This window comes from Noviherbaspirillum humi (assembly GCF_900188095.1).
Lineage (GTDB): Bacteria > Pseudomonadota > Gammaproteobacteria > Burkholderiales > Burkholderiaceae_D > Noviherbaspirillum > Noviherbaspirillum humi.
This window is the reverse complement of the sequence record NZ_FZOT01000009.1, coordinates 1-19,255: the sequence shown is the minus strand read 5'-3', so window position 1 is coordinate 19,255 and position 19,255 is coordinate 1. Positions and strand designations below refer to the sequence as shown.

Annotated in this window: 17 protein-coding genes; 7 read left to right on the top strand and 10 right to left on the bottom strand. The window is 63.8% G+C overall.

Annotated elements, in window-relative coordinates; all coding sequences use genetic code 11:
* Positions 1-75: 75 nt before the first annotated feature.
* The 3 genes from CHB88_RS14010 to CHB88_RS14000 all read right to left on the bottom strand — a co-directional run bounded on the left by CHB88_RS14010 (position 76) and on the right by CHB88_RS14000 (position 5,314).
* The gene (locus CHB88_RS14010) at positions 76-1,611 is read right to left on the bottom strand and encodes a glycine betaine ABC transporter substrate-binding protein (protein ID WP_089399961.1); all 1,536 of its coding nucleotides are present in this window, start codon (positions 1,609-1,611) and stop codon (positions 76-78) included.
* A gap of 266 nt (positions 1,612-1,877) precedes the next feature.
* A complete protein-coding gene (locus tag CHB88_RS14005; RefSeq protein WP_089399960.1) occupies positions 1,878-3,512 on the bottom strand; it encodes an FAD-dependent oxidoreductase in 1,635 nt (544 codons plus the stop codon).
* Between the two features lie 839 nt (positions 3,513-4,351).
* Positions 4,352-5,314, bottom strand: a complete 963-nt coding sequence (locus CHB88_RS14000; protein WP_089400064.1) for a Bug family tripartite tricarboxylate transporter substrate binding protein — start codon at positions 5,312-5,314, stop codon at positions 4,352-4,354.
* A 486-nt stretch (positions 5,315-5,800) separates the two neighbouring features.
* On the opposite strand from CHB88_RS14000, the gene CHB88_RS13995 reads away from it, so the two are divergent.
* On the top strand, positions 5,801-7,771 hold the full coding sequence (locus CHB88_RS13995; protein WP_089399959.1) for a peptidase U32 family protein: 1,971 nt from the start codon (positions 5,801-5,803) through the stop codon (positions 7,769-7,771).
* Positions 7,772-7,795: 24 nt separating this feature from the next.
* Here CHB88_RS13995 and CHB88_RS13990 read toward each other — a convergent pair whose 3' ends face one another.
* Positions 7,796-8,341, bottom strand: a complete 546-nt coding sequence (locus CHB88_RS13990; protein ID WP_176442476.1) for an SRPBCC family protein — start codon at positions 8,339-8,341, stop codon at positions 7,796-7,798.
* A gap of 300 nt (positions 8,342-8,641) precedes the next feature.
* Between CHB88_RS13990 and CHB88_RS13985 the strand changes: the two genes are divergently transcribed.
* The gene (locus tag CHB88_RS13985) at positions 8,642-9,985 is read left to right on the top strand and encodes an erythromycin esterase family protein (protein WP_089400062.1); all 1,344 of its coding nucleotides are present in this window, start codon (positions 8,642-8,644) and stop codon (positions 9,983-9,985) included.
* On the opposite strand, the gene CHB88_RS13980 is transcribed toward CHB88_RS13985, so the two are convergent.
* Entirely contained in the window at positions 9,974-10,288 is a 315-nt protein-coding gene (locus CHB88_RS13980; protein ID WP_089399958.1) for a hypothetical protein, read from the bottom strand. The two genes, CHB88_RS13985 and CHB88_RS13980, sit on opposite strands and share 12 nt — an antisense overlap.
* A gap of 249 nt (positions 10,289-10,537) precedes the next feature.
* Between CHB88_RS13980 and CHB88_RS13975 the strand changes: the two genes are divergently transcribed.
* On the top strand, positions 10,538-11,419 hold the full coding sequence (locus tag CHB88_RS13975) for a DMT family transporter (RefSeq protein WP_245844968.1): 882 nt from the start codon (positions 10,538-10,540) through the stop codon (positions 11,417-11,419).
* Positions 11,420-11,426: 7 nt separating this feature from the next.
* On the opposite strand, the gene CHB88_RS25885 is transcribed toward CHB88_RS13975, so the two are convergent.
* On the bottom strand, positions 11,427-11,558 hold the full coding sequence (locus CHB88_RS25885; RefSeq protein ID WP_281255022.1) for a hypothetical protein: 132 nt from the start codon (positions 11,556-11,558) through the stop codon (positions 11,427-11,429).
* A gap of 377 nt (positions 11,559-11,935) precedes the next feature.
* Here CHB88_RS25885 and CHB88_RS13970 point away from each other — a divergent pair, with 377 nt between their 5' ends.
* Positions 11,936-13,084 (top strand): GGDEF domain-containing protein, encoded by a 1,149-nt coding sequence (locus CHB88_RS13970; RefSeq protein WP_176442475.1) that lies wholly within the window; start codon positions 11,936-11,938, stop codon positions 13,082-13,084.
* A gap of 41 nt (positions 13,085-13,125) precedes the next feature.
* Here the strand turns inward: CHB88_RS13970 and CHB88_RS13965 are convergent, their stop codons facing one another.
* Positions 13,126-13,821, bottom strand: coding sequence for a glutathione S-transferase family protein (locus CHB88_RS13965; RefSeq protein WP_089399956.1), 696 nt, complete (start codon positions 13,819-13,821; stop codon positions 13,126-13,128).
* Between the two features lie 10 nt (positions 13,822-13,831).
* The gene (locus CHB88_RS13960; protein WP_089399955.1) at positions 13,832-14,302 is read right to left on the bottom strand and encodes a DoxX family protein; all 471 of its coding nucleotides are present in this window, start codon (positions 14,300-14,302) and stop codon (positions 13,832-13,834) included.
* Between the two features lie 76 nt (positions 14,303-14,378).
* Here CHB88_RS13960 and CHB88_RS13955 point away from each other — a divergent pair, with 76 nt between their 5' ends.
* Positions 14,379-15,263: a LysR family transcriptional regulator gene (locus tag CHB88_RS13955; RefSeq protein WP_089399954.1), complete on the top strand. Its 885-nt coding sequence runs from the start codon at positions 14,379-14,381 to the stop codon at positions 15,261-15,263.
* 32 nt (positions 15,264-15,295) lie between these two features.
* Here the strand turns inward: CHB88_RS13955 and CHB88_RS13950 are convergent, their stop codons facing one another.
* Both CHB88_RS13950 and CHB88_RS13945 read right to left on the bottom strand, forming a co-directional pair.
* Positions 15,296-16,270 carry a Bug family tripartite tricarboxylate transporter substrate binding protein gene (locus CHB88_RS13950; RefSeq protein WP_089400060.1) on the bottom strand — a complete coding sequence of 325 codons (975 nt, stop codon included), beginning with the start codon at positions 16,268-16,270 and terminating at the stop codon, positions 15,296-15,298.
* Between the two features lie 218 nt (positions 16,271-16,488).
* Positions 16,489-17,400, bottom strand: coding sequence for a LysR family transcriptional regulator (locus tag CHB88_RS13945; protein WP_089399953.1), 912 nt, complete (start codon positions 17,398-17,400; stop codon positions 16,489-16,491).
* A gap of 125 nt (positions 17,401-17,525) precedes the next feature.
* Here CHB88_RS13945 and CHB88_RS13940 point away from each other — a divergent pair, with 125 nt between their 5' ends.
* Both CHB88_RS13940 and CHB88_RS13935 read left to right on the top strand, forming a co-directional pair.
* Complete coding sequence (locus CHB88_RS13940; protein WP_176442474.1) at positions 17,526-18,707, top strand: ABC transporter substrate-binding protein; 1,182 nt, start codon at positions 17,526-17,528, stop codon at positions 18,705-18,707.
* A 62-nt stretch (positions 18,708-18,769) separates the two neighbouring features.
* On the top strand, positions 18,770-19,255 hold a 486-nt coding region (locus CHB88_RS13935; protein WP_143131274.1), incomplete at its 3' end, for a Rieske 2Fe-2S domain-containing protein.

The following is a 19,255-nucleotide window of genomic DNA, read 5'->3' as shown; positions in this document are numbered from 1 at the left end:
TCGCTGCACCCGACTACCTACCGGTACGCGCATGGCGGCGAGATGGCCGACAGAAACGGCTGAGCTGTCTGCCGCTTATCCCGCGCGGCGGCGCTGGAGCGCGCGCTCCGCAAGTTCGAAGCATAGCTGGGTCAGGAGCGCGAGCGCTGCCGATGGAATCGCTCCGGCCAGCAGCATGGCATTGTCGTTCAGCGCCAGGCCGGCGGCGATGCGCTCGCCATAGCCGCCTGCGCCGATCAGGGCGGCAATGGTGGCGGTACCGACATTGATGACCGCTGCGGTCTTTATGCCGGCCAGGATCACCGGCATGCACAGCGGCAGGTCGATATGCAGCAAGCGATCCGTGGCGCCCAGGCCGAGTGCCTGGGCGGCTTGCCGCAGGCCGCTTGGCACCTGCTCCATCGCGATGCAGGTGTTGCGCACGATGGGAAGCAGTGCGTAGACAAACAGCGCAATCATTGCCGGGAGCGCGCCGATCATCCCAAGCACCGGAATCAGCATCGCGAGGAGGGCGAGCGACGGGATCGTCTGCAGAACGCCCACGAACCCCATGATGGCATGCCGCAGCGGCGGAATGAATGCTGCGGCGATGCCGAGCGGAATGCCAACCAGCGAGGCCATCAACACCGACACCAGCACCAGCCAGACATGTTGCCGCGTCAGGCGCCACAGGTTGCCGTCGAACAGTTTATCCTGCAATCCGGGCGGCTGAACCTGCTTCTCCTGGTCCGGAGCCAGAAACGCGTGCGCGATGGCCGAAAAGCTTTTGCCCTGCAGTTCCGCCTGCGCATTCAAGCTGATCATGTCGGCAGCCGATATGCGTCCCTGCAGATGTTGCACCGCCTGCCACGCCCTGGGGAAGCGTTGCCCGACATCGAGGCGATACAGCAGCACGGCATCGTAGCGGGGGAAATAATGCTGATCATCCGTCAGCACGCGCAAGCCCAGGTGTTCGATCCTGGCGTCGGTCGCATAAATATCGATGGCATCCACCTGACCTTGCAGGAGTGCGTCGTAGGCGATGCCGTGATCCAGTCCGGTCGCCCGATTGCGCAAGGCATACCGCTGCCTTAATCCAGGCCATCCATCTTCGCGCGCCATGAATTCATGCGATAGTCCAAGCCGCAGTTCAGGGTGGCGCACCAGGTCGCTGAGGGTATGGATGCCATAACGCTCCGCATCGGCCGCGCGCATGGCAAGCGCGTAACTGTTGTTGAAACCCAGTGGCACGCCCATGCCGATGCCGAGCGCGGCCAGTTCGCGCCGCATGACGTCGGCCGGCACAGGCGTGGCGTGCTTCAGGATCTCGCGTTCGATCGTTCCGGTGTATTCCGCATAGACGTCTATCCGGCCGGTTCGGAGCGCTGCAAATACGATGGCCGTATTGCCCAAGCCCTGCTCATGCACCGCAGCGGAATAAGTGGCGGCAGCCTGCGCCACGATCTCGCCGAGGATATAGGATTCGGTGAACCGTTTCGACCCGACCTTGAAAGCGTCCTCCGCGGCGGCGTTATGCGTCAGAACCGCGCAGGCAATGGCCAGCGAATACCAGCCCAGGCTGAAAATCGTGCGCAGCCAGGCTACGCATTTGGCGGCAAGCGCGGTCGGCATGGTTCGAATTGGCCCAGAGAGGCTCATTTGACTCGCATGAAATAGGAAGCGGAAATGGTTGCATATTAACCCCGTTGCCTGTCGGCTCGAAAAACGGGATCTGCCGGCTTGGTTTTCCAATGTGCGGCGGAAGCCGAAAATGTCGGAACTGACCGGTTTCCATCGTGGGGCAATACGGCTGACGGAGGGAGCCGAATCATTGCCGCTCGGCGCTTAACCGGCCAGAGGAGTCCAAGAGTCGCCACTCCTTTATCGGCTTGATCGCATCAAGCCCGCCGATGAGCGGCTATCTCGTCGCGCGGGACGTCTGCTGCAACGGTCGACAGAAGCTTGACCTGCTCAACCAGGTAACTGTGCAACGCCATGACATCCAGTTCGGCGCCCGCAAAGCCGATATGACCATCGGGTCGCAGCAGAAAGAACGAAGGCTTGGAAATGCTGGCGCGGGCAAGTGCTTGGTCATTGACAGGATCGTCCGGAATTACATGGGTGGTCATCAGCTTGGGAAGCCGGCTCAGCGAAGCGCCGGCCGGAGCGGATTGTCCGAACAGGAGCAGGTTGAAGCGCGTGTCATCCAGCTGCTCGAACAGATCCCGGACAGGGGTGTGAGGGCTGGATTCCAGCTGTAGCCAGGGGAATCGATCGCCTGGCTTCGGCGCCCCGTCGGTTGAGCGGGATTGTGTTTTGGACAGCGGGCTGTTCCGGTAACGGATGCCAATCTGCGAGATGGTGCGAAAAGCCAGCTGCCGGGTACGCTCCCGGCGCATGGCCAAGGCGATGATCCGCTGGACAATCCGCATGCGAAAGGCTTCGGCGGGCCACCGCTCCGAGATAAGAAATGTGAAGGCCCGATCAGTCGTCGCGAGCAGGCGTTGGGCGACCGGGATGCGTTCGATCTCGTACGTGTCAAGCAAGCTTTCCGCCGCCTGCCCTGATGTGACGAGCGCCATTTTCCATGCGAGGTTGTACGCATCCTGCAATCCGGTATTCATGCCCTGCGCGCCAACGGGGCTGTGAACATGGGCCGCGTCGCCAAGCAGAAAGCACCGCCGATCGCGAAAGCGCTCGGCGCGCCGGTGATGTACGTGATAAGTGGAAAACCAGCTGCAGGCTTCAAACGAGAGCGCGGTGCCGGCTTGCGCGTTCCCCACCTCCTTGCGCACGAAGGGAGCGACGGCGTCGAAGTCCAGGGTATCGCGCGAACGCAGCTCCGGCGGAACGATCCCGACCACTCTCCAGTGATTCGCGCCGCGCAAGGGGAAAAACAGATGAAAACCGCCGCGCCACAGATACACGTTCAGTTCATCGGGCGCCATCGAGCCGATCGCGCGCGTATCGGCAACATAAAATACATGCTGGTAGGGCGCCCCGGAAAAGGGGATATTGCACAAGTCACGCACCGTGCTTCGTGCGCCGTCACATCCGGCCACCCAGCCAGCGGCGATTTCCACGATCGATCCATCGGGGCGCGCCACCTTTGCCAGCACCCCTTCGGGCGTTTGCGAAAGATCGACGAGCCTGGAATCCCACTGTACCTGCACGCCCTGGTCCTGAAGCACCGCTCCGAGCAGCCTTTCGTTGTCGTCCTGGCCCAGGATCAGCAGGAAAGGATACGGACTCAAGTCCGAACCGATATCGCCCAGCGGCACGCGCGCTACCCGCTTTCCGTTGACCCACATGCAGGCGCCCGTGGCACGCTTGCCCAACTCGACGGCGCGCTGGGCAATGCCAAGGTGCGAGTAGATTTCCAGAGTGCGGGCCTGCACGCCGAGCGCCTTGGTCTGGACGGAGGGGCCGGGATTCCGGTCGATGATCATGACCCGGGTATTTCGTTTCGCGAGCTGGCAGGCGAGCATCAATCCGGTCGGGCCTGCTCCGACAATGAGCACATCGGTCTTCATGTGGGGTTCCAGTTTCATTCGATTGCCGGCGCCGAGGATGCCTTCGCGGGCAATTTCGCGGCGCGAGCCATCCAGCCGCCACCCGTCGCTTCATGCAAGTTGACCGGAGAGCGGCGCAGGCATCCGGCGTCCGGGAATGGGGCATCTCCGCATCGAACAGGCTGCGCTCGGCATCGCGTGCTTCGAATGAACGCTATAGCCGCTTTCGTGGCGCAAGCGCGCAAGCCTAAGATGGCTGGATGGGCCGTCGAATCGCGCGGACCGGCCCACGCGCGGCGCGGCCTTGCCTCCGTCTGCCTACGGTGTCTGCCGGTGCCGGCAATCCGGTGCCCGGATTCGAGGACGCCAACTCAAAGCCGGCCCGCGCTGCGCATGAACCGGCAAACGCAACCGGCATCAGCGAGCGCGGATTGCGCCGCGCACGACAGTGTTTCGTCAGGATGCCGCCAAAAAGCGCCTATGAAGCCATCTGTTCGTTGCTTGTCGAACAGAAAGGCCAGCCATGCAAACAGATTCTTGCATCGGGCGCTTTTGGTTCATTCTAGGAATTGGGTAGGGGTGGTCCGGGATCGAGCCGAAAGGACCTTTGATAATGCTCAGGCTTCGTTCAAGAATGCGCGCTCCCCAATCGGCGGATTCGCGTCGCGTTATCCCCTTGGATTGCATGCCCGTAATCCGCTTCACGCGGGATAGCCGATTTCGTTCGAATGTACTTATTGTCTTCGGGGCGCATGCGCCGGCCTAAAAAAGAAACGCCCCGTCCGTGCGGCAAGCCGCATCGGACAGGGCGTCGAGCGGACATGGCTTAACCATGTCCGCATCAGCCAATCAAATTGGTATTAATCCGCCTTTATCTTCGCCGTCTTGATCACCTTGGTCCACTTGACCGTCTCCGCCTTCACGAAATTGCCGAAGTCGGCGGGCGTGCCAGGCGTGACCACCGCGCCCAGTTCACCCATGCGCTTGACCACCGCCGGATCCGCCAGCGTCTGGCGCAGCGCGGCGTTGAGCTTGTTTACCGCGTCGGCCGGCATGTTCTTCGGGCCGACTAGGCCCCACCATACCGAGGCGTAGCTGCCCGGCAGCTGCAGCGACCGCGCCGACGGCACGTTGGGCAGCAGCGGAGTCGGGTCCTTGTCGAGCACCGCCAGCGCGCGCAGCTTGCCGGACTGGATGTGCGAGATCACTTCCAGCGGATTGATCGACATGAAGGAGATGCGGTCGCCCAGCAGATCGGTGATCGCCGGCGCACCGCCCTTGTAGGGAATGTGCAGCGCATCGAAGCCGCCTTCCGCCTTCAGCAGCTCGCTCGCGAGGTGGCCGGAGCTGCCGTTGCCGGCGGAGCCGTAGGACAGCTTGTCGGGATTGGCCTTGCCATAGGCGATGAGGTCCGGCAGGGTTTTGAAGGTCGAGTTCTGCGGCACCACCACCACCAGCGGCGCATAGCCGATGCTGCCCACCGGAATCAGGTCGCGCGCCGGATCGAAGCTCAGGTTCGGGAACAGTGCGGCGTTGCTGGCCAGGGTGTTGGAAGCGGTGAGCAGGGTGTAGCCGTCCGGCTCGGCGCGGACGGTGGACTCCATGCCGATGTTGGTGGCGGCGCCCGGCTTGTTCTCCACGATGATGGTCTGCTTGAGCAGGACGCTCATCTTCTGGGTCACGAGGCGGGTGACGATGTCGACGCCGCCGCCCGGGGTGTAGGGAACGATGACGTGGATGGGCTTGCTCGGGTAGTCGCTCTGCGCCAGCGCCGACGACAGCGGCAGGCCGGCGGCCACAGCGGCCACAGCGGCCAGGGCCATGCATTTCACGATAAGGGCAAGGCGGCGTTTGCGGCTTTGCAGGCCGGCGCGTTCAAGCTGCATCGGGCGGGTGGAATGGGGCATCTGGTAAATCTCCTTGAATGAGAAAGCGGGGCGCACGCCCGGGTGCCGGCTGGATTGCCGTGCCGGCTTGCGTTTATCGCAGGCATGCAATTGCGCGCCTATTATGCGGAGGGCATGTCGAAAAGGCCACGGGCGATAAGCAAATTCGGTGCTTCATTCAGGAAAAAGCGGGGAGACATCCCGTGCCGATCCTTGAAAGCTTCCAATTGACGCCATTGTCCTTGCATCAATCAGTTTCGGGAGCCGTCGGCGATAGGGTTTTCGAAAGCAGGGCACCAGAGAAAAGCCTTCCCGCGCTGCCTTTTTCCGCCAGCCAATAAGCGCATTCCCCCGTAAGCGCATTCCCCTGTAGCCGCCGCGCATTGGCTATAATCTGCCGCTTCGCCTGATCGGATCCTTCCCATGTCCCTCCTCGATCATCAGCTCGAATTGCTGTCTCCCGCCAAGACCGCCGAGATCGGCCGCGAAGCCATCCTGCATGGCGCCGACGCGGTGTACATCGGCGGCCCCGCCTTCGGCGCCCGCCACAATGCCAGCAATTCGCTGGAAGACATCGCCGCCCTGGTGGAATTCGCGCACCGCTACCGTTCCCGCATCTTCATCACGGTGAACACCATCCTGCACGACGCCGAGCTGGAGCTGGCGCGCAAGCAGATCTGGCAGCTGTACGAGGCCGGGGTGGATGCGCTCATCATCCAGGACATGGGCATCCTGGAAATGGATCTGCCGCCGATCCAGCTGCATGCCAGCACCCAGTGCGACATCCGCACGGTGGAAAAGGCGCGCTTTCTCGGCGCGGCCGGCTTCTCGCAGCTGGTGCTGGCGCGCGAGCTGACGGTGGAGCAGATCCGCGCCATCCGCGCCGAGGTCGACACGCCGCTCGAATACTTCATCCACGGCGCGCTGTGCGTGGCCTTCTCCGGCCAGTGCTACATCTCGCATGCCGACACCGGCCGCAGCGCCAACCGCGGCGACTGCTCGCAGGCCTGCCGCCTGCCCTATACCCTCACCGACGGCCAGGGCCGGGTGGTGGCTTACGAGAAGCATTTGCTGTCGATGAAGGACAACGACCAGAGCCGCAACCTGGAAGCGCTGATCGACGCCGGCATCCGTTCCTTCAAGATCGAGGGACGCTACAAGGACATGGGCTATGTGAAGAACATCACCGGCCACTATCGCCGCCTGCTGGACGATATCCTGGCGCGGCGGCCGGAATTCGTGCGCGCCTCCAGCGGCCGCACCCGACTCCTGTTCGAGCCGGACGTGGACAAGAACTTCCACCGCGGCCATACCGATTATTTCGCCCAGGGCCGCCAAGACGACATCGGCGCCTTCGATTCGCCGAAGTATGTCGGCGTGGAGCTGGGCACGGTCAGCCGCATCGGCACGGATCATTTCGACCTGCTGGCGAACGCGCCGCTGGCCAATGGCGACGGCCTGAATTACATGCACAAGCGCAGCACCGTCGGCATCCTGGCGAACAGGGTACAGAAGCTCGGAGACGAGGCGGAAGGCCAGCGCTGGCGCGTCTTCCCGAACGAAATGCTGCAGACGCTGGCGGGATTGAAGCCGGGCGTGGCGATTCACCGCAACCGCGACCACCAGTGGGAAGCGGCGCTGCAAAAGAAATCGGCGGAGCGGAAGGTGGCGCTGCAGCTGACGCTGTCCGAGCATGCCGGGGGGCTGCGCCTTGCGATCCGCGACGAGGATGGCATCGCCAGCACGACTGACGCTGCGATCGCATTGCAGCCGGCGCAGCAGGCGGAACAGGCCGGGGCCGCCCTGCGCGCCAGCCTCGCCAAGCTCGGCAACACCATGTTCGAGGCGGAGTCGGTCACGCTGTCATTGTCGCAGCCTTGGTTCGTGCCGGCGGCGGCGATCAATGCGCTGCGGCGCGATGCGGTCGCCGCGCATGAGGCGGTACGGCTGGCTGCATGGCAGCGGCCCGCGCGCAAGGCGCCGGCCGATCCGCCGCCCGCCTATCCCGAGGCCCAGCTGAGCTATCTCGCCAACGTCTACAACGAAAAGGCGCGGGCCTTCTACCACAAGCATGGCGTGCAGCTGATCGACGCCGCCTACGAGGCGCACGAGGAGCCGGGCGAGGTGTCGCTGATGATCACCAAGCACTGCCTGCGCTTTTCCTTCAACCTCTGTCCGAAGCAGGCCAAGGGTGTGCAGGGCGTTCAGGGCCAGGTCAAGGCGGAGCCGATGACGCTGGTGAGCGGCAATGAACGCTATACCCTGCGCTTCGACTGCAAGCCGTGCGAAATGCATGTAGTCGGCGCCATGAAGCCGGGCATCCTCAATTCGCCGCCGCCATCGGCGGTGCCCTACAGCCCGCTGGTGTTCCACCGCCGGCGCCCGGCCGCCTAAGGCGACGACGCGCCGGCGACCGCCTTACTGGCGCGGAATGTTGCCGCGCCAGGCGCCGGTTTCGCTGCCGCGGCTCTCCACCAGTTCCTTGAAGCGCTTCAGGTTGGACTTGGTCTGCATCTTGACGAAGCCGAGCGCGTCTCCGATCTTTTCGTCCACGCTCATCGGGTCGTAATCCATCTGCAGCATGACGCGGGTCTTGTTCTCGGAAATCTTGTGGAAGGTCACCACGCCGGCATTGTGCACGCCGCCGATGCTGCGCCAGGCGATGCGCTCGTCCGGAATCTGCTCGGTGATCTCGGCATCCCATTCTTTCTCCTTGCCGGCGATGCTGGCGCGCCAGTGCAGGCGTTTGTCATCCAGCTGCTTCACTTCATGCACGCTGTCCATGAATTTCGGCAGATCCTCGAACTGGGTGAACTGGTTGTAGGCGGTGCTCAGCGGCACGTTCACCTCGATCGCCTCCTCGACCGTGGATTCCATGTCCGAACCGCGCGATCTCATCATCTGTCGGGAAATCAGGTAACCGCCGGCGGCAATCGCCGCCACTGTCGCGATACGACTCAGCATTTTTCTTCCTTTCCTTGGGTTATGAATGGGCGTTCGTTCCGCCGGCATCCGGCGGACTTGATCGCTAGACAAGGAAAAGCCATGAATGATTCCGGAGAAATCCGTGCGGCAATTTTCACACCGGGTCAGCATTGAGGCGATGCCGGCGGGCTGGAGCCTGTTCCCGTGCTGAGCCGATGGCGCATGTTCGGCATGCGCCAGAACCCGGCATTCGGCAATCCCTCTAAGCGGTTGCAGGCCCTTTTCAAGTCGAAGAAGGGCGCCGCCGGCAAGAGTCCGAAACATCCGGAGGGAAACGTCATGGCAAACCAATCCACCCTCGATGCCATCCGGCGCGAGGCCAGCGCGGTCGCGGCGGACGATGCGCATGATGCCCTGCTGCGGGAGATCGGCGATGCGTCCATCGTCCTGCTCGGCGAAGCGACCCACGGCACGGAAGAGTTCTACCGCGCCCGCGCGCGAATCAGCCAGCGGCTGATCGCGGACAAGGGCTTCGATGCGATCGCGGTGGAAGCCGATTGGCCGGACACGGTGCGCGTCAGCCGCTACATACGCGCCATGCAAAGCGCCGCCCAGGACGATGACGCTGAAGCGTCCCTGCGGAATTTCCGGCGCTTTCCGCTCTGGATGTGGCGAAACAGGGAAACGGTGGCGCTGATCGACTGGCTGCGCTCGCATAATGCCGGCCGCCAGGCGCTGCAGGACCGCATCGGATTCTACGGCCTCGATCTGTACAGCCTGCGCAGTTCGATGGAAGCGGTGGTGCGCTACCTGCAGCAGGTCGACCCCGAGGCCGCCAAGCGGGCCCGGGCCCGCTACAGCTGCTTCGATCATTTCGCCGACGATCCCCAGCACTACGGCTATGCCGCCAGCTTCGGCATGAACAAGGGCTGCGAGGAAGAGGTAGTGCGGCAGCTGCTGGCCATGACAGCCGATGCGGAGAAAGGATTGAATCTGGATGCGGCCGCCGCCGACGAGCGCTTCTACGCCGAGCAGAATGCGCGCGTGGCGCGCAACGCCGAAGCGTATTACCGCGCCATGTTCCTCGGCCGCGACGAATCATGGAACCTGCGCGATACCCACATGGCGGATACGCTCGATGCGCTGCGCGAGCACATCGGCCGGCAGAATGGCCGGCCGGCCAAGATCGTGGTGTGGGCTCACAACTCCCATATCGGCGATGCCCGCGCCACCGAGATGGGCGACCACGGCCAGATCAATCTCGGCCAGCTGGTGCGCGAGCGTCATGGCAAGGAGGCGTATCTGGTCGGCTTCACCACGCATGCCGGCACCGTCACCGCCGCCTCGGAGTGGGACACCCCGGCGGAACTGAAGAAGGTTGTGCCATCGCGGCCCGACAGCATCGAGCGCCTGTTCCACGACGCCGGCATCGGCAACTTCCTGCTGCCGATACGCGGACGCAAGGCCATCGAGGCGGCGCTTCAGGAACGCAGGCTGGAGCGGGCCATCGGCGTGATCTACCTGCCGGACACCGAGCGCATCAGCCACTATTTCCATGCCGACATCGTCCGTCAGTTCGATGCGGTGATCCACATCGACCATACCCGCGCGCTGCATCCGCTCGACCGCACGAGTTCCTGGCAGCATGACGAGGTGCCGGAAACTTTCCCGTCAGGGATTTGAGGCGTCCAGCGTCGTATTCTGCTCTACCCACTCCGCCGCCTTGGCGACTTCATCGAGCTTGGCGGCGGGCGTTTCGTCGTCCTGCCGAGGCAAGGCGTCCAGGCGCCGCTGCTCCGTGTCCAGCGCCTGCTGCAGCCATGTCGCGTAGCGCAGCAGGTCGCCGTGCGACATGATCATGCCGGCCCGAAAGCCGAGCTGGGTCTTGATGTCGGTGCGTTCGCACGGCTCGGTGCTGCGGCCGTTGCGCACTGCCTTGTCCAGTTGCGCGGCCAGGGCCGAAAGCTGTTTTGCGGTGATCGCCATGTGGTGTTCCTCATCGAAGCCATAAGCACTCCACCGATAGAGGGATGAATGCGGCCAGCGTTCCTTCGGGCGATTTCGGTCAATGCATGGACGAAGCGCAGCCTGCCCATGGCGGCGCAGGCTTGCCATGGAGGCGAATTGCAGAAAGAAGAAACCGCAGAGAGGGCCGCAACCCTTTGCGCCGCACGCATGCGCTTCTCGCGGGGTAAGATTTAATCCTGAGAAAACCGACCACGCACCCCATTTTCCTTGGCAAACCTGAATTCGCGATCCGTCGGCCTGCTGTGCCTCGTCGTCACCTCGGTAGGCTGGGGGATGAATTGGCCGGCGATGAAGCTGCTGCTGCAGGAGTGGCCGCCGCTGTTCGCGCGCGGAATGTCCGGCCTGTGCGCCGCGGTTCTGATCTCCTGCGCCGCATTGAGCGCCAGGCAAAGCCTTCTGGTGCCCCGCCGCTTTTTCGGCAGGCTGGCACTCGCTGCCTTCCTCAACATTTTTGCGTGGATGGGCTTTTCCACGCTTTCCATGCGCTGGCTGAACGCGGGGCAGGGCGCGCTGCTGGTTTATACGATGCCGGTCTGGGCCACCTTGCTGGCCTGGCCGTTCCTCGGCAAGCGGCCAACGCTGCTGACCGCTGGCGGGCTGGTCCTCTGCCTATCCGGGATCGCGCTGTTGTTTGCGGGAGCAAACTCAGGCATCCGCCCGGACCAGGCGCCCGGCGTCCTGTTTGCGCTCGGGGCCGCCTTGCTGTTCGCCTGCGGCACCATCGTGTTGAAGCCGCTTCCCATTGAACCGTTCTCCCTCGTCGCCTGGCAGCTCCTGATCGGCTGCCTGCCGATGTTCCTGTTTGGCGTGCTGTTCGAGCATCCGGACCTGCATGCGCTCAGCGGCAAGGGAGCGATGGTGATGGTGTACATGACCCTGGTGCCGATGGGACTGTGCTACATCACCTGGTTCGCGGCGCTCCATCGCCTGCCGCCCGCATCGGCCTCGGTGGCCACCCTGCTGACGCCGGTGGTCGGCGTCCTGGCGGCGGCAGCAAGCCTCGCCGAGCCTCTCGGCGTGAAGGAGATCGCCGCCATGTCGCTGACCCTGGCCGGCGTCGCCTTATCGTTGCGCGCCGGCAGAGGATGACCAGCCATCAATCCGCCCGGATGCCGTTGGCGCGGTCGAGCTTGCCTCGATGCCCGCTTTCCGCCTTGGTGCAAGCCGCCATCTGCTGCGGCGTGCGGCGGCAGGGCGAACGGTATTTCGTGTCGTCTCGCAGATGCAAACGTCTTTGCTCGGATGGCCACCCGGATCGTGATCGAGCCGCCGGCATTCATGCGATCACGCCATTTGTCTTTGCGGATGGCAGGCCGGCGCATGCGGGCTGGCGCAGGCTTGGCTCTGCAGTGAGAATCCGGTTTCCTTGTCGCCCGCCGCCGGCATGTCGCAGTCACCTCCCGTCAGGAACGGCCGCCGCCCATGCATCAGGAACGGCCGTCGCCCATGTATCAATGATCACGAACTGGGGGAATGCCGTCCGCCTTTGTGGTCTGGCGGCTTCATGCCGCTCGCCTGCGTGGCCACGGCCGTGTCCTCCAGCATACAATGAGTCCCGTCGGCGAAAAGCGCTCAAAGATTCAGCTCGGTGTTAAGGGAATGGCAATGCATTTGGAAGTAAGAACGGTGTATTTGATGCTCGCCATCGCGGCGCTGGCGGCGTCGGGGTCGCTCTTCCTGGCTGAACGGATGAAGCTTTCGGTGCAAGGCATCAAGCATTGGGCCTGGGGATTCGCCATCGCCGGCCTCAGCGGATTTCCGCTGGCGGCGAGAGGCATGATCAGCCCGGCGCTGTCGGTCGTGCTGGGCAATGGCATGCTGCTGCTCGGCTATTCCCTGATCTGGACCGGGACTCGGCAGTTCGTCGGCGCCGCCGTCCGCACCTGGTCGATGTTCGCCGTGCCGCTGATGGCCGTGCCGGTTCTGTATTTCCATTTTCTCGATGACAGCGACGTTCCCGGGCGGCTGGTCTTGCTGTCTTCGCTGATCGCGCTGCTGTCGGTGCTTCCGGCCTGGGAGCTCCTGCGGAGGAACAAGGAGCATCGCCTTGGGCAGAGCTGGGTTGCCTGGATTCTGCTTGCCCATGCCAGCTTCAACATCTACCGCGCGGCCTACAGTGCGGCTGCCACAAATGTGGGCGATGGCTATGCGATCGGAACCATGCCCACGGCCACCGGCGTGGAAGCCTTTCTCTTCATGATGCTTCTGGTGCTGGGCCTGATCATCATGATGAGCAATGCGCTCCAGATGGAGCTGAACCGACAGGCCAGCCGCGATCCGCTGACCGATACCCTAAACCGGCGGGCGTTCCATGTCATTTTCGAAAGCGAGCTGTCGCGCTCCCGGCAAGCGGGCCAGCAGCTTTCCGTGCTGCTGATGGACATCGACAACTTCAAGCAGCTCAACGATACCCACGGCCATGCGGTCGGCGACCTGGCGCTGAAGCACTTCGTCACGATGACTTCCCTTTGCCTGCGCAACCAGGACATCCTGGCGCGGTTCGGCGGCGAGGAGTTCATGGTCCTGCTGCCGGATGCGAACATCGATGCGGCGCAGATGGTGGCTGAACGCATCCGGTCCAGGCTGGCCAGCTGTCCCCTGATCGCTCCCGCAGGCGAGATTCCATTTACGGTCAGCATAGGCGCAACCGCCGTGCTGGCGCAGGCAAGCGATCTGAAGGAAATATTCAACCGCGCCGATGCCGCGCTCTATCAGGCGAAGCTGGAGGGCCGCAACCGCATCGTCGTCGGTTGAGCGCCGCTCCGCCTGTTCCGCTTCACGGCGCCGCCGTCTCCTCAGTGCATGGCTTCCCGAAGCGTGGCGCTTGAAGCCCGCATTCGGGCTGACAGGGCCGAACCCCGCTGCATGAGGAAGGCAGCAAGAAGATCCTCGTAATCCCGGCTGACGGCTGCCTTGACCGAGTCCCTTGCTGCCAGGGCGGCCCGCCAGGCTTGAACCCGGGACAGGCCGTCCAGAAAGCCGAAGTTGCCGATGCGGTCGAAGACATCGAAATACCGGAACACCGGGCCGAATGCGGCATCGACGATGGAAAAGCAGCCGCCTGCGAAGTAGGGCGCCGAATCCAATGCCGCTTCCAGCTGCACGAACCTGCGCCGGAGTGCCGCTGCGGCGCGCTGCAGCCCGTCCTCATCCGGCGCGGAATAAAAGCCGGCGATGGCATTGAGCATGGCGGACCCGAACTCCACCCAGGCGCGGTGCCGGGCGCGTTGCAGCGGATCTTCCGGATGCAGGCGCGGGGCGAACACCTCGTCGAGATAGTCGCAGATCACCGCCGACTCGAATATCGGCGTGTCCTCCACCAGCAGCACCGGAGTCTTGCCGAGCGGCGAAACGTCGAGGAACCAATCGGGCTTGTCGGCAAGATCGATGTCGCGCCGGATGAAAGGCACTCCCTTCTCCTTCAACACGATGGCGGCGCGCTGCACATAGGGGCACAGCGCGTGGCTGACGAGAACCGGTTGCGTAGTCATGACCGCCTCCTCATGCGAAAGTGAAGCGGGCGCTGCGGCGCAGGGCGAAGGAACCATCTCCGATCAGCCACAGGGCGATGGAAGCGGCGATCAGAAACACCGGGTATTCCCATCCGCCGCCGGCGCTGGTATGCACCCAGCCGTTGGGGGCATGAACCCAGGCCGCGACCGCCATGACAGGCACCAGCAACAGCGTCGTCTGACGGGCATAGAAGCCGATAACCAGCGCGATGCCGCCCAGAACCTCGGCCATGAACACCGGATAGGCCACCCAGCCGGGAAATCCGATGCTCTCGAAATAGGCGGCCGTGCCGGGCAAGGTGAAGACGAACAGCTTGAGCAGCGCGTGGGCGAGCCACATCACGCCCAATGAAAGCCGGAGCAGCGCGGCGCCGTGGGCAGCGGATCCGGTCGAGGCGGACGCGACGAACGCCGAATCGGCGAAGGAGGAAACAGCGGAAGTCGTGGTGTAGGCATTCATGAGAAGCTCCTTGGAAGATAGGGAGCCTCAGTCTATGATTGTAAAAATACAAGGTAAATAGGCGAAACCGCAAACCATGACTGCAAAAACGCAATACAAATTGACGACCTCCGATCTGGAGACGCTGCTCGCCCTGGTTCGCGGCGGTACCTTGGCCGATGCCGGGGAACGCCTCGGCGTGGACAGCTCGACCGTCTTCCGCAATTTGCAGCGCATGGAAAGAGGCCTGGGCCAGACGCTGTTCGAACGCACCCGCAACGGCTATCTCGCGGGCGATACGGCGCTGGAGCTTGCGCGCCATGCGGAACGCCTGGAAAGCGAGATCGAAGCGGCGCGGTCGCTGCTGCAGGCCAGCCCGGAACAGGTCTCGGGCCAGGTGCGCATCACCACCACCGATACCCTCCTGCATGGCCTGGTCGCGCCGGCGCTGAGGACGCTGCATGAACGCCATCCGCAATTGCGCTTCGATCTGCAAGCGGCGAACCAGCCGGCCAATTTGAGCAGGCGCGACGCGGACATCGCGGTGCGCGCCACCCGCAAGCCGCCCGAGCATCTGGTGGGCCGCAATCTCGGCCCGATCCGGGTGGCGCTGTTCGCTTGCCGGAAGAGCCGGCTGCGTTCGCTCGACGATGCGCTGGCGAAGCAATCTCCCTGGATCGCGCCGGATGACGCGCTTCCGGATCATCCCTCGGTGGTCTGGCGCCGCAAGCATTTCCCGAAGCTCGTTCCGAGCTATCAGGTGGACAGCATCCTGTCGGCGGCGGAGTGTGCCGCGCTCGGGCTCGGCGTCGCGGTGCTGCCGCTGTTTCTGGCCGCGCCGCGCTCGGACCTGCGGCAGATATCGCCGGAGATCGCCGAATGCACCACCGAGCTCTGGCTGCTCGCCCATCCGGAATCGCGCCACCTGCGCCGCATCTCGACCGTGCTGCAGCATCTCGCCGAGCAGATCCGGCTGCAATAGCGTGCGAAAGCGTGCAGTAGCGGAAAGGGCGCTTACTGCTCCGGCGTTAGCTTGTTCCGCCGGATCACCTGTGCCCAGAGTTCACGCTCCTTCTTCAGGTCGGCCGCAAAGCCGGCGGGCGTATCGAATACCGGGATCAGGGCTTGCTGTTCGAGCCGGCTCGCCACCTCGGGCTTCTTCATCGCCGCGTTGATTTCCCGCGACAGCCGCTGCACGATGGACGCCGGGACCCTGGCCGGCGCCATGACGCTGAACGAGGTGAAGAAGTCGTTGCGGCCATACGCCGTGCGGTCGAAGCGCGGCACGCCCTCCAGCTGCTTGATGCTGGTGTCGTTCACCGCCAGCGGTATCATCCTGCCGGAGGCGATGAAGGGCAGGGAACTGGCGGCGTCGGCCATCATGAACTGGATCTGGCCGCCCATCAGGTCCTGGTAGGCGGGCCCGAGGCCCTTGTAGGGCACGTGCTCGAAATGGGCGCCGGTGACTTCCTCGATCATGCGCATGGCGATATAGGGCGGGCTGCCGACCCCGGCGGAGCCGAAGAACAGGGAGCCGGGCTTGCTCTTGCCTTGCGCCACCAGGTCGTCGAAGCGCTTGATGCCCAGGGACGGCGAGGCCACCAGCACCATGGGCGCCATCACGCCGCGCGCCACCGGGGTCAGATCGCGGTCGATGTCGAAAGGCATCTTCGGGTACAGCCCGGGATTCACCGCTAGGGACGCGTTCGAAGCGACCAGGATCGTGTAGCCATCCGGCGCCGACTTGGCCACCGCATCGGCGCCGATGTTGCCGCTGCTGCCGGGCTTGTTCTCCACGATGAAGGTCTGCTTCAGCTGGTCGCCCAGCGCCTGGGCCAGGATGCGGGCGAAGACATCGGTGCCGCCGCCCGGCGAAGAGGGCACCACGATTTTTACCGGCCGTTCCGGCCAGCGTTCCTGGGCGGCGGCGCCCAGGCCGAATGACAGGCCGGCGACGGCGATGCCCGCCTTCAGGATGAATCGTCTCATGGCAAGCGGTTCCCCGGCCCGGCCGGTTGGCGCTGCGGCTCGGCAGGGGGAAATGTCGGCGTTGTCCATCATGTGCCCTCGTCTCCTGGTGTTCGATATCGTTCGGGCAGGATAGTCCTGCCGGCGGCCAGCCTGATTGCGGTGCAGGCTGGTCCGCCCATTCTCTCCCAAAATCCGCATGCGCGACTTGCAGGACGCCGAACCGTCCGCCTTCCGCTTTAGTCGACGAACAGCTTGGCAATGACGGACCGCAGCCACATATTGGCCTCGTCCTTGTGGAACTTGCGATGCCAATGCTGCTTCAGGTCGAATTTCGGCACTTCCAGCGGGGGATGGATCAGGCGGATGTTCGCGATCTTGGTGAAGGACTCGCCGACGGCGTAAGGCACGGTGACCAGCAGGTCCGTCGAGGCGATGATGAACGGAATCGACATGAAGTGCGGGGTCGAGAGCACGATGCGGCGCTCGATCTTGTGCTTGGCCAGCAACTGCTCGAAGATTTCCTGGCTGCGTCCCTCGGCCCGGATGACTGCATGGCCCAGCCGGAGGAATTGTTCCATGGTGAGCCGGCCGCCCTTGATCGGATGTTTGGCATTGAGCAGGCTGATGAAGGTATGGGAGAACAAGCGCTGCTGGAAGAAATTGCGCTTGGTCAGGTCGGGAAAATAGCCGACGGCGAGATCGATATGGCCCTGCTCCAGGCCGGCCACCGTCTCCTCCGGTCCAAGGGTCACGGAAGACACCGATACCTGCGGCGCGTGTTTCTGCAGGTAGGCCATCAGCTTGGGCAGGATGGTCATTTCGCCGATGTCGGACAGGGCGATGGTGAACTTCCGCGTGGCCACGGCCGGATCGAAGGCGCCGCCGGCCAGCACATCGTTCCGGATGCGCTGGAGGATGTCCTTGGTCGGCGCCACCAGCGCCAGCGCCCGCGGCGTCGGCTCCATGCCATGCGAGCCGCGCACGAACAGCGGATCGCCGAGGGAGGCGCGCAGCTTGTTGAGCGCGATGCTCACCTTGGGCTGGCTCCAGCCGAGGCGCTGCGCCGCCCGGCTGACGCTTTTCTCTTCGGCAATTGCAAGGATGACCGGCAGCAGGTTGAGGTCGAGATCGAGGTCGGCTTCCCGCATCTATCTAAAAATCAAATAAATGTTATACGCTAAATTGCGTTGATATATAACACCGATTGACTATCATGTCATCCAGATCGCTGCCAAATACGAGCAGCCTATCCAATTCAGACAGGAGACAACACATGATCCGCTTGAACGCGCTTTCAGGGTGCCTCGCACTGGCCTTATCCGCATTCGCCGCCACGGCGCACGCCGACGGCAACACCATCAAGATCGGCATGATCGCTGCGCTGACCGGCGAGAACGCGCCCAGCGGCGAGCAGATGAAGGCAGGCATCGAGACCTATCTGCGCGAGCACAAGGGCATGCTGGGCGGCAAGAAGGCCGAGGTGATCTACCGCGACGATTCAGCCCGGGCCGAAGAAGCCAAGCGCATCGCCACCGAGCTGGTCACCCGCGACAAGGTCGATATCCTGACCGGCTTCCAGTTCACGCCGAACGCGATGGCATCCGCCGCCGTCGCCGACCAGGCGAAGAAGCCGATGGTGGTGATCAATGCCGCCGCTTCCGCCGTCACCACCCGTTCGCCTTACGTCACCCGGGTGTCCTACACCATCGCGCAATCGGTCAAGCCGCTCGCGGACTGGGCTTACAAGACCGGCTCGCGCCGCGTGTTCTCCATCGTCTCAGACTATGCGCCGGGCGTCGATGCCGAAACATGGTTCACCAAGGTATTCACCGCCCAGGGCGGCCAGGTGATCGGCGCGGTGCGGGTGCCGATGAATACCCAGGACTACAGCGCCTACCTGCAGCGCATCAAGGATGAGAAGCCGGATGCGATCCATCTTTTCCTGCCGAACGGCCAGCCGATGATCACCTTCATGAAGGCCTTCCGGCAGAAGGAGCTGGACAAGTCGGGCATCCGCGTGCTGGCCGGCGAAGGCTGGGGCGACGAGGAAGTGCTGAAGCCGGCCGGCGACGCCGCGGTCGGCATCTACACCGCCGGCTTCTATTCGTACACGCAGCCGAACGCGGAAAATCAGAAGTTCCTGCAATCCTTCGCCAAGACGGTGAACGACCGCGTCAAGCCCAGCTTCATGGGCGCGGCCGCTTATGACGCCATGGCCCTGATCGATGCCGCCCTGACCAAGACCAACGGCAATCCGAGCGGTGAAGCGTTCATGAGCGCCGTCAAGGGCTACAGCAACAGCAGCAGTCCGCGCGGCGTGGTGCGCATCGACCCCGAGACCCGCGACATCGTGCAGAACATCTATATCCGCCGCATCGAGAAGAAGGGCAGCGAGTATGTGACGACCGAGGTTGCCCGCTACGAAAACGTCAAGGATCCGGCCAAGGAAAAGTAAGCGCAGCCGGCACGCCCGGCGCGGCGGGTCGAAACGATAGAGTCCACTCCGAGGAGCGAGTCATGTTTGTTCTGAACCAATGGTACGTCGCCGGTTTTTCCTGGGAACTGCAGGACAAGCCGCTGGCGCGCACCCTGCTCAACCAGCCGGTGGTGCTGTTTCGCACCGCCGCAGGCCAGGTCGCCGCGCTGGAAGACCGCTGCTGCCACCGCTCGCTGCCGCTGTCCTGCGGCACGGTGGAAGGGCCGGGCGTGCGCTGCGGCTACCACGGCATGCTGTATGCCCCCAACGGCAGCTGCCTGGAGATTCCCGGCCAGGACAAGATCCCGGTCAAGGCCAGGGTGAAGGCCTACACCCTGGTGGAGAAGGACCAGATCCTGTGGATCTGGATGCCGCAGGAAGACGGCGCCGCGCCCACGCACGAGGCGCCGAGCTACTGGGTGCACAGCGACCCGCGCTACAAGTTCAAGGGCAACGTGTTCCACTACGATGCGCCGTACCAGCTGATCCACGACAACCTGCTGGACCTGAGCCACCTGGGCTATGTG